This window comes from Thiothrix lacustris DSM 21227 (assembly GCF_000621325.1).
Classification (GTDB): domain Bacteria; phylum Pseudomonadota; class Gammaproteobacteria; order Thiotrichales; family Thiotrichaceae; genus Thiothrix; species Thiothrix lacustris.
Genome location: NZ_JHYQ01000050.1, coordinates 1 through 8,814, shown reverse-complemented (window position 1 = coordinate 8,814; position 8,814 = coordinate 1). Strand labels below are relative to the sequence as shown.

General features: G+C 47.3%; 5 protein-coding genes. All 5 read right to left on the bottom strand.

The window, feature by feature from the left end:
* Nucleotides 1-1,406, bottom strand: a 1,406-nt coding sequence (locus Q394_RS20925) for an SdrD B-like domain-containing protein (protein WP_038141901.1), incomplete at its 3' end; no start/stop codon positions are given.
* Nucleotides 1,407-1,662: 256 nt separating this feature from the next.
* Nucleotides 1,663-3,216 (bottom strand): DUF11 domain-containing protein, encoded by a 1,554-nt coding sequence (locus Q394_RS0116635; protein WP_084260515.1) that lies wholly within the window; start codon nt 3,214-3,216, stop codon nt 1,663-1,665.
* A gap of 89 nt (nt 3,217-3,305) precedes the next feature.
* Entirely contained in the window at nt 3,306-5,873 is a 2,568-nt protein-coding gene (locus Q394_RS0116630; protein ID WP_028490237.1) for an SdrD B-like domain-containing protein, read from the bottom strand.
* 265 nt (nt 5,874-6,138) lie between these two features.
* Nucleotides 6,139-8,529, bottom strand: coding sequence for an SdrD B-like domain-containing protein (locus Q394_RS0116625; protein ID WP_028490236.1), 2,391 nt, complete (start codon nt 8,527-8,529; stop codon nt 6,139-6,141).
* A gap of 35 nt (nt 8,530-8,564) precedes the next feature.
* A partial coding sequence (locus Q394_RS22105; protein WP_156946915.1) for a zinc ribbon domain-containing protein occupies nt 8,565-8,814 on the bottom strand: 250 nt, incomplete at its 5' end.

Sequence of the window (8,814 nt, the reverse complement as noted above, 5' to 3'; positions counted from 1 at the left end):
GGCACATCGTCGACACTGCCTGCGTTTTGTGTCGGCAGGTAGCCTTCTGGGGCTTTGACATTGATGCTGTAGTCACCTTCTGGCAGTTTGGTGAAGCCATATAGACCATCAGTACCGGTAACGCTTGGCGCAATCGCATTGCCATCAACGTCTTTCGCGGGCTTGCCATCTTTGTCTAGCAGAGTCACGGTGGCGCCTTTTAGACCCACTTCATCTTCACTCTGGAGGCCGTCTTGGTTGGTGTCGATCCAAAGGTAATCCCCCACGGAAACGGGTTTCGCAGGTTCAACAGGCGGTACAATCCCGAAATCGATGGTTAGATTGGAACGAGCATCTTCGGTGCCAACACCATCAGCGCCATCCATGCCAGTGGCTGTGGTTTCGAGCAGCGGTTCTTTGTCGTCTAATACGACGAGGCTGGAACATAAACCGGTAGCGGTGTCATCCGTACCGTTATCATCACCGTCAATGTCGGTGTTAGCATCCAGTACGTTACCCCCCGAACTGGCCGTGTAGCCTTCCAACACATTACCGGCAATGAAGTTATCCGCGATAACACAAACTTGGTAGCTACCTGCCGCCAAATCACTGAACAGGTAACGACCCTTGGCATCGGTCATGGCAGAGGTTACTAGCTTATCGGTTGCGTCTTTCAGTTCGAGTTTGATGCCCGCCATAGCAAACTCTTCGCCTACATCTGCCAAGCCATTGTTGTTGGTATCGATCCAGACACGGTTGCCGATGCTATGGGTAGGTTTGTAGAAACCACAATCTACGCTCAGATTGCTGCTGGCATCGGGATCACCGTCGTCTGTGGGTTCAGCGCCAAATGTCAGGCTGAACAATGCAGTCTTGCCATCCGCAGCGCAATTACTGTCATCGTTGGCAGTATTATCAATATCACCAACAGGTTTAGTAGCGACATAGCCCTCTGGCGGAGTGACCACTACTTGGTACTGGCCTTCTGCTAGGTCACTGAACAAGTATTTACCCGCAGTGTCGGTGGTCACGCTAGGAACGGCTGAGCCATTAATATCCTTCGCGGGTTTACCATCCTTGTCTAACAAGGTGACTGTTACACCGGCAAGAGCAGGTTCATCAATGGTTTGTTTGCCATCATGATTGCTGTCTTCCCAGATATAGTCGCCCACAGAAACGGGCGCTGGTAATGCCTTCAACGATACACAGGCTTCATCCTTCTCTAGGGTGTCAGCTGCAAAGGCATCCAATAGATCTGCTTCACTTTTATTATTAGGCGTCGAATTAGAATCGGCCTCAGCAACTGCCGATACTTGCGCACAGTTGGTGACAGTCGTTATCGCTGCCCACGACTGATTGGCGGCAGTCAGTACGCTAACCGAACAGAAGGTCAGCAATAGTGCTTTTGCACTAGTCATTTTTTTCATTATTATGGCTCTCTTTGTTCTAAGGTTATCGCTTATTGGCCGTTATTCAATCATCACAGTCATTTTTAGTGCTTTGTCTTTCGCCGAATGACCGACGATTCACACACACGACATATTCTGGCTTTGATTTTTTATTAAATTATTTCGCCAGAAAAATAATACCATTCATCGAATTTATGCCTAAACTCAAATCCGAAGAACGGTAGAGACATTTTGCACATCCTTGTGCTTAATGGTTTATAACCGTTGAGTCCTTTTATTTGACCATCGCGCTAATTGCTAACGCAGTGCTAGAACCGTCAGCAGGCAAACTACCCGGCACTGTCCAAGTCAGTGTCCGTGTCGCAGCATCGTAAGCAATGGCCGGGTTTGGGGTGGTTGGCTCAAGATACATCAAAGTACTAGGCAAGACGTCCTTGACCACTACACCCGTAGCAACGTTCGGACCTTTGTTGACAACCGACAAAGTGTAGACAACGGTTTGGCCACGCTGGATTTCCGTAATGGTTACCCCTTTATCATCAGCTATCGTTTTGGTCAGCTCAAGGTCAACTTTCGGTACGATAGTGATTTTGGCAATATCATGATCATCCTCGTCATTCGCTTTAGCAGCTTTGCCATCTTCACTCACCACATCATCTTTGGCGGTATCATCATTAGTCGCATCAGGGGTGGAGTCTGTATCTGTCAACAGATTACCGCTGCCATCAAGACCCGTTGCCGCACTAATTTCTGCTGCACCCTCAAGATTACCCAGTGCTGCTGTTGATTCTACAATGAAGGTAATTTCAACGGTCGTGCTGTCATTAGCCGCTAAACTAGCGATAGGCTTAGTCAGGGTTGCGGTATTACCCGTCACTGTCCATTGGGTTTCTGATGATGCAGCCAGTTTCAAACCTGCTGGAATGTAATCGACTACCGCAATACCCGATGCATCAACCCCACCTTGATTCATAACGGTTATTTCAAACGTAACCGTATCACCCACACTTAAGGAAACGGGCAAGGTCGGATCGGTTGCATCCGGTACCGGTGTTTTAACCCGTTTCATCAAGGCCAAGTCGAACGTCGGCTGGGCGGTAAAGCTGACTTTATAGTCTTCAACCTCACCGTCGGCGAAACCTGTCGTATCCGACAACGTTCCAGCCGCCTCCGTATTGCTCAGGGCAACATTACTCAAACGACACCGGGCATAACTATCGCCTACTACGGTTGTTAACGGCACATCCGGCATGGCAATATCGAGGAGTGATGCATTATTATTGGGCACAACAACAGAGCCAAATTCGCTAGGATCAAACGTACCATTAGCATCGTAGTCAATCCAACAAGCAAGGTAAGCATCAGCCCCTGATGTGTTCACCGGAGGTGTCGTTGTTTGCAGTTTGATATTTTTTTGCCCTACGACTAACGATGAAATATTGATGCCATCTTCATCTATACCATCTTTGTCAGCATCAGCACCCAATGGTTTAGCCGCATCCACTTCATCATCAATAGATGCGCCTAGCTTCAACCACTGCACCACTTCATGCTGAGCACCACCAACAGCCAATGTCGTTTTGTAACTATCCGGGGCATCACCAAAGTCATACACAATATTAACCGTGACAGGAGCACAAGCTTCATCATCTTGTGCCGCTGTAAGGCCAACCATATTGTTTGGTTGTGAATCCACATCGGCTTCTGTCAACGCAGACACTTCGGCACAGTTAGTAATATCAGCAGCCCAAGATTGGTTAGCAGCCATCAGTACACCTACAGCACAAACCGTTAGCCAAAAGGTTTTAACGCCAGTCGTTCTTTTCATTATTATCGCCCATTTATAGTTAATCAATTATATGCTGCCGATACTGTCATGATCTTATCCAGTGATCGGCACTTATGAATACGTCAATATTAATCTATCGTCACAGTAAGACTTAACGTTGCAACTGATTTAGCTTGCAATGTCCCCACATCCCAGACACCCGCAACAAACGCCCCTTTACTTGCAACGGGAGCAGTCGTTGTACTGAGCGTCATACCAGTTGGCAGGTTATCCTCAACTTTTACACCGGTGGCATCCACATCGCTTTCATTCGTCAATGTCAGGGTATAAACCACCGTATCACCGCGTTTAGCATCCGATTTATCGCTGATTTTCTCTAGTTTCAAATCAGTATTAACAGGAGCCACCTTGTAACCGATATCCAGTGTATGGTTATTTTCACCTGCGCCTGCCACTGTAAAAGTAATATCTGCTTTACCTGCATTATCGACTGCATCAGAGTCTCGCAAATCGGTAACAGCATTATTATCAATAACAGCATCAGCGTTCGCGGTGGTCAAGCTATAATCTTTCAATAGTGTTTGAGTATTATCTACTTCAATATGACAATTTGCCCCAGCCGCCATAAAAGTAGCATTACCACCGCTGGCATTGGAAAACAAATACTGCCCACCATTTGCCGTGGTCATGGAAGCCTTTTCAGTACCGCAGATCAAATCCACCTTCACACCATCAAGCCCTGCTTCACCTGCATCCTGAATACCATCGCTATCTGCATCCAGCCATACACGATTGCCAACTTGAATCGGTGCTTCACTGCATAGCAGCTCTATATCCCCAAGGGAATTGGACTTGTGTGTATTCGTGTAATCTTGATCTAACAACTGATGCCAATCTGTTTGAGCACCCGTATTAATATTATTTTTATGAATACCATGAGTTAACGCATACTCTGCATGATAAACACCGTTATTAGTTGGTGGCTGGGGGTCAAGCATGGTTGTGATAATATCCGTAGACCCTGGCAGATACGCTAATGCCCCTGAAGTACCTTCAGGATTTGAATCCCCCGAGTAATCACTAAAATATTGCCAATTATTAGATACGAATTCAAATTTTCCTGGGCAGTAAAGGTCAGTATTATCACCTTCCAGATGCAGCGTTCCATTGACATTACAAGCCATCATCATATCCCCCCAACTAAAGCTGGTGGCTATCTGAGTATTACCACTAATCGCTTTATAGCCCTTAGTCATCATATCTCCCCAACGGTCACGGAAACCAATAACCAATGACCCATTGGGAAGAAATTGGAGATCACTTAATAATGGGTTTGGATAAACATGATCATAAGTATTTATTTTAACAAGCGGAGGTACTGACCACGTATCTATCCAAGGATTCCAGTTGTAATAGTTATCTGCACTAGAATCCGCACTATCTGCAAACCCACGATCTGTATCTAATGGAATATTCAATACAGCGACAAATCCAGCCGTTACATTTTGTGGATCAAACGCCAGTACTTTTCCTTGTAAATCCTGTTTAGACTGGCTACTAGAAGCATCACACACCCCACCAAGATAACCCTTGCCATCATGAAAGGTTAAAGCGAAGGGGCGGAACTCACCACCAGAACAAGTAGGAACACCCGATTGAGACAAGATAGGGTACTGATTAACAGCACCGGGCAAAGATGCCCCAGAAATATCCACACTAATCAAAGCACGCTGTTTCAGATTCACCAACCACAAGGTTTTATTATCTTCAGAGACTTCAGCATCCCCAAAACTCACCTTGCTCACATTGGCATAACCATCCAAGTCTCGCTGAGGCTGCGTAGGGTTATCGCTCAATTGCGTATCACCAGTAGCTCCCGCACTAATAGCACCACTCACTGTGCTACGGGTAACACTTCCCAAGTCAATCGCAGCACCGCCATTCGCTGGCGTTACCCCCTGAAGATCAAACTTGGCACTGTAAGTGGTAGGAGAACCTGTAAAATCAAACGCATAAACATAACCGGGGCCATCGGCAAAACCGATATTACGGTGCAAATACGAAGAAATAAAAATCCGTCGCTTATCCCGCTGCCAACCAACACCATATACAGAACCCAGCTCATCAATGGTTGCATGGATATTACTGGTATTATTTTCTTTTCCATCCCCCGTCAACTGCCCCCCTGTCGAGTCATATGGAAATGAAAATAAAGCAGGATGCGTATTACCAACACCAGAACCAGCATCCAAACGTGGAATAACCACTAATGGATTAGCTTCACAGTAATCCTCAGCATTATTCACAGCCAAATTGACATCGACAGCACCGTCATCAGCAAACTGTACCGAAGAACCACCCGATGTGCCCGGTTTTAGCCAAGTATCAGCCCAAGAAAATTCCAAACGATAATGTGTTGCAGCATTCAAACCTGACAAGTTATAGCTACCATCGCTACCAGACGTCGCTGTCGCTATAGGAGAGGCACTAACGGCATCAAATGCTTTGACGGTGATGCCAGCCATCCCCACTTCATTGAAGTTAGCACCAACATCCAGTGCACCATTTGCATTAAAATCACGAAAGACTTTGCCTGAAATATCAGCATATACGGCGGGGGAAGATAGCAATATCACGCCCACGCCCACCTGTCCATAACGCCAGATAGATGATTTTTTATACATTTTTTGCCCCACGACAATTTCTTATAAGAACGATTGTATTTATCTAGGAGAAATTTCTATCCTGCTCTGGCAGATATACACATCGAACAGCCACCTATGCGTATCGCCCTTTACCAATAAGCGGAAATCAAATTTTAGTTTTTTCACCTACACCACATATTGCGTGTAATGATCTGACTCAAAGCTGAATTTTTGGGTATTCATCGTATTTAATCCTCACATCAAGAAGTCATCTACCCGATCGCTTTCAGGTAGATGCCCTTGATAGCATTTTTTGCTAATTCACTGTGACAGTAATACTCAATACCTTGCTTGTATCCTTATTTATATCGCCAACTGTCCATATACCACTTACGTTGTCATACGTGCCTAAACCATCATCACTGACCCACGTAACTCCAGCCGGTAGGCTTTCCTTTACCTTGACGCCGGTTGCATCATCCTGCCCCGCGTTACCCACCGTTAGCGTATAAATCACCTTATCGCCGCGTTTTACGCTAGTCGGATTAGCTGTTTTGGTCAAAGACAAATCCGCTTTTTTTACCACCATAGGCGGCACTATGCCAAAATCAACCGTTAGATTGGAATGGGTATCGGGCGTACCCTGACCATCAGCGCCATCATTACCTGTTGCGCTCATTTCACCGGTTGGCTCATCCGTGCCTAAGGTCACAAGATCAGAACACAGACCATTCGCTGTATCATCACTGCCATTATCATCACCATCGGTATTATCAGTATCAGCCTTGGGAACCGGTGTTTTGCCTGTGCTAGCCGTGTAATACGCCAATACGGCACTGGCTGCAAAATTATCAGCGCTAACACACACCTGATAGCTACCTGCATCCAGACCACTAAATAAGTAACGACCATTAACATCCGTCGTCGTTGTATTCAGCACACCACCGGAGGCATTTTTCAAGTCCAACTTGACACCCGCACTTACCGCAGACTCGCCAATATCAGCAACACCATTATTATTAGCGTCGATCCACACGCGGTTACCAATACTATGTAGGGCTGGAGTCATTTTGTAACCAATATCCAGTGTATGGTTATTTTCACCGGCATTACCCACCGTAAAAGTAATTTCACCACTCGGTATTGCATCCGAATCGCGCAGGTCGGTTGATGTATTATTATCCGTCACACCATCAGCATTTTGCTTGGTAACACTCAAGCCATTGAGTGCTGTTTGCCCCAAGGCAACCGTGATTTTGCAGCTCGCGCCCGGCTTCATGAAAGTCGCATGGGCTTTGTTGGAAAACAGGAACTGACCACCGTTAGCTGTTTTAACAGTCGCCGCATCGATGCCACAAGTCAGGGTCACATCTACATTATCAATCCCCGCTTCATCGGCGTCTTGAATACCGTTGCCGTTGGTGTCTTGCCAAACACGGTTGCCAACCTCAAGCGGAGCTTCATCGCACATAACTTCAAGATCCCCCATCCCCGATGCCTTGGCAAAGTCCTGATCGGTCGTGCTAACAATTTCAAAACTATCCAATTTGTCACCGGAAGTATTGCTTAACCAGCTCACCCCCTGGGTTGCCCAACGTAAATTACTACCGCCCGTATCGTCAATAGGGTCATACGTGGACATCAATACTTCACCGCTACCCGCCCGCAAAGCCAATCCACCAATGGAAGTTTCCGAGTGCGCTGACTCCAGATTGGTAGGGTCGCCGTTATAGCTGTACATAATGCGGTCGCCGATATAGAACTCATTGTTCTTACTCAGGTTTTGACCACCGTTAAAAGCACAACCTAGGCCACCCTCAGCCACATAGCTGCCGCCAACGTTACAGATACGACGAATGTCACCACCACCCATATTTGCATAAAGCGCAGTATTAGCTGCATCTGGCGCATAATTACCAGCACCCGCTTGTAGGGCAAGGCGATCCAGGAAGCCCAACACGATCGAACCGTCCACATCAAACTCGATGTCACTCAGCACTGGCTGGGGGTGTATGACCGTGTTCTTATCAGCATCGCCCGTACCACGACAACCGGCAAAACTCGTAAAATCTGCTGGATTCGATGTCCACGGGAACCAGCCACGTTGCGCCTCACACGCCTCTTTAGGAGTCGGGTAAGCGCCCGGTGCTGCCCAATCTTTTTCGTAGTCCAACGGCATACTGGCAACGGTGGTGAAACTACTTCCCGTCAATTTCATCACATAAGCTTTAAATTTACTGGTAATGCTACCGGCGCTTTCATCCGAACAGACCACACCCACATAAACCTCGCCTTCATGCACATTGACTGCCCAAGGGCGAACGTCATCAGCGGAAGAACAGCCGGGGTCAGTGACAGGAATCGGCGTGCCAGCGGTTTTCGTTGCCATATCAATGGGCACGAGAGAACGGGTATTGAGGTTCATGGCATACAGGGTTTTGCCATCTTCAGAAATGTCGATGTCGCCTAAAGAAGCCTTACCGATCTTTTGGTATGCCTCGATGTCATGGCTAGGGCCACCATCCGCTGGAATACCGCGAGCCGCCAAGGTTCCAGTATCCGCCACCGTGAACCATTTCACCGGAGCAGCCGTAGGATTAGTGGGATCAAGCTCATAAATCCCTCCAAAACCCAAATCACCCTCGGAGGCATAACGCCGCAATACCGCCGAAGCATAGAGCTTTTTGGTGTCCCGCCGGTATGCCACACCGTTATTTCAAACCTACCCAAATATACCTATAGCTAGCTAAAAGTAGTCATGGTGTTGAATCCCTGCTTCACGGGGGCTGGTTTCGCTTTCGGCTTACACCGAGAGCCAGCGCCTTCCCCTCCACAGGCAGACACCGTGTAACTCACGGCGTATTCTTGCAAATTCTTGGCGGCGTTTACGTCACGGTCATGGACTGCACCGCAAACAGGGCAAGTCCATTGACGTATCGACAGCGGCAGATTGTCCACTTTATGCCCACAGCCAGAAGCAGAACAGGTTTTG

Excerpts from the sequence above, each read along its gene's own strand:
- Q394_RS0116635 (WP_084260515.1), bottom strand. The coding sequence starts at position 3,216 with ATGAAAAGAACGACTGGCGTTAAAACCTTTTGGCTAACGGTTTGTGCT.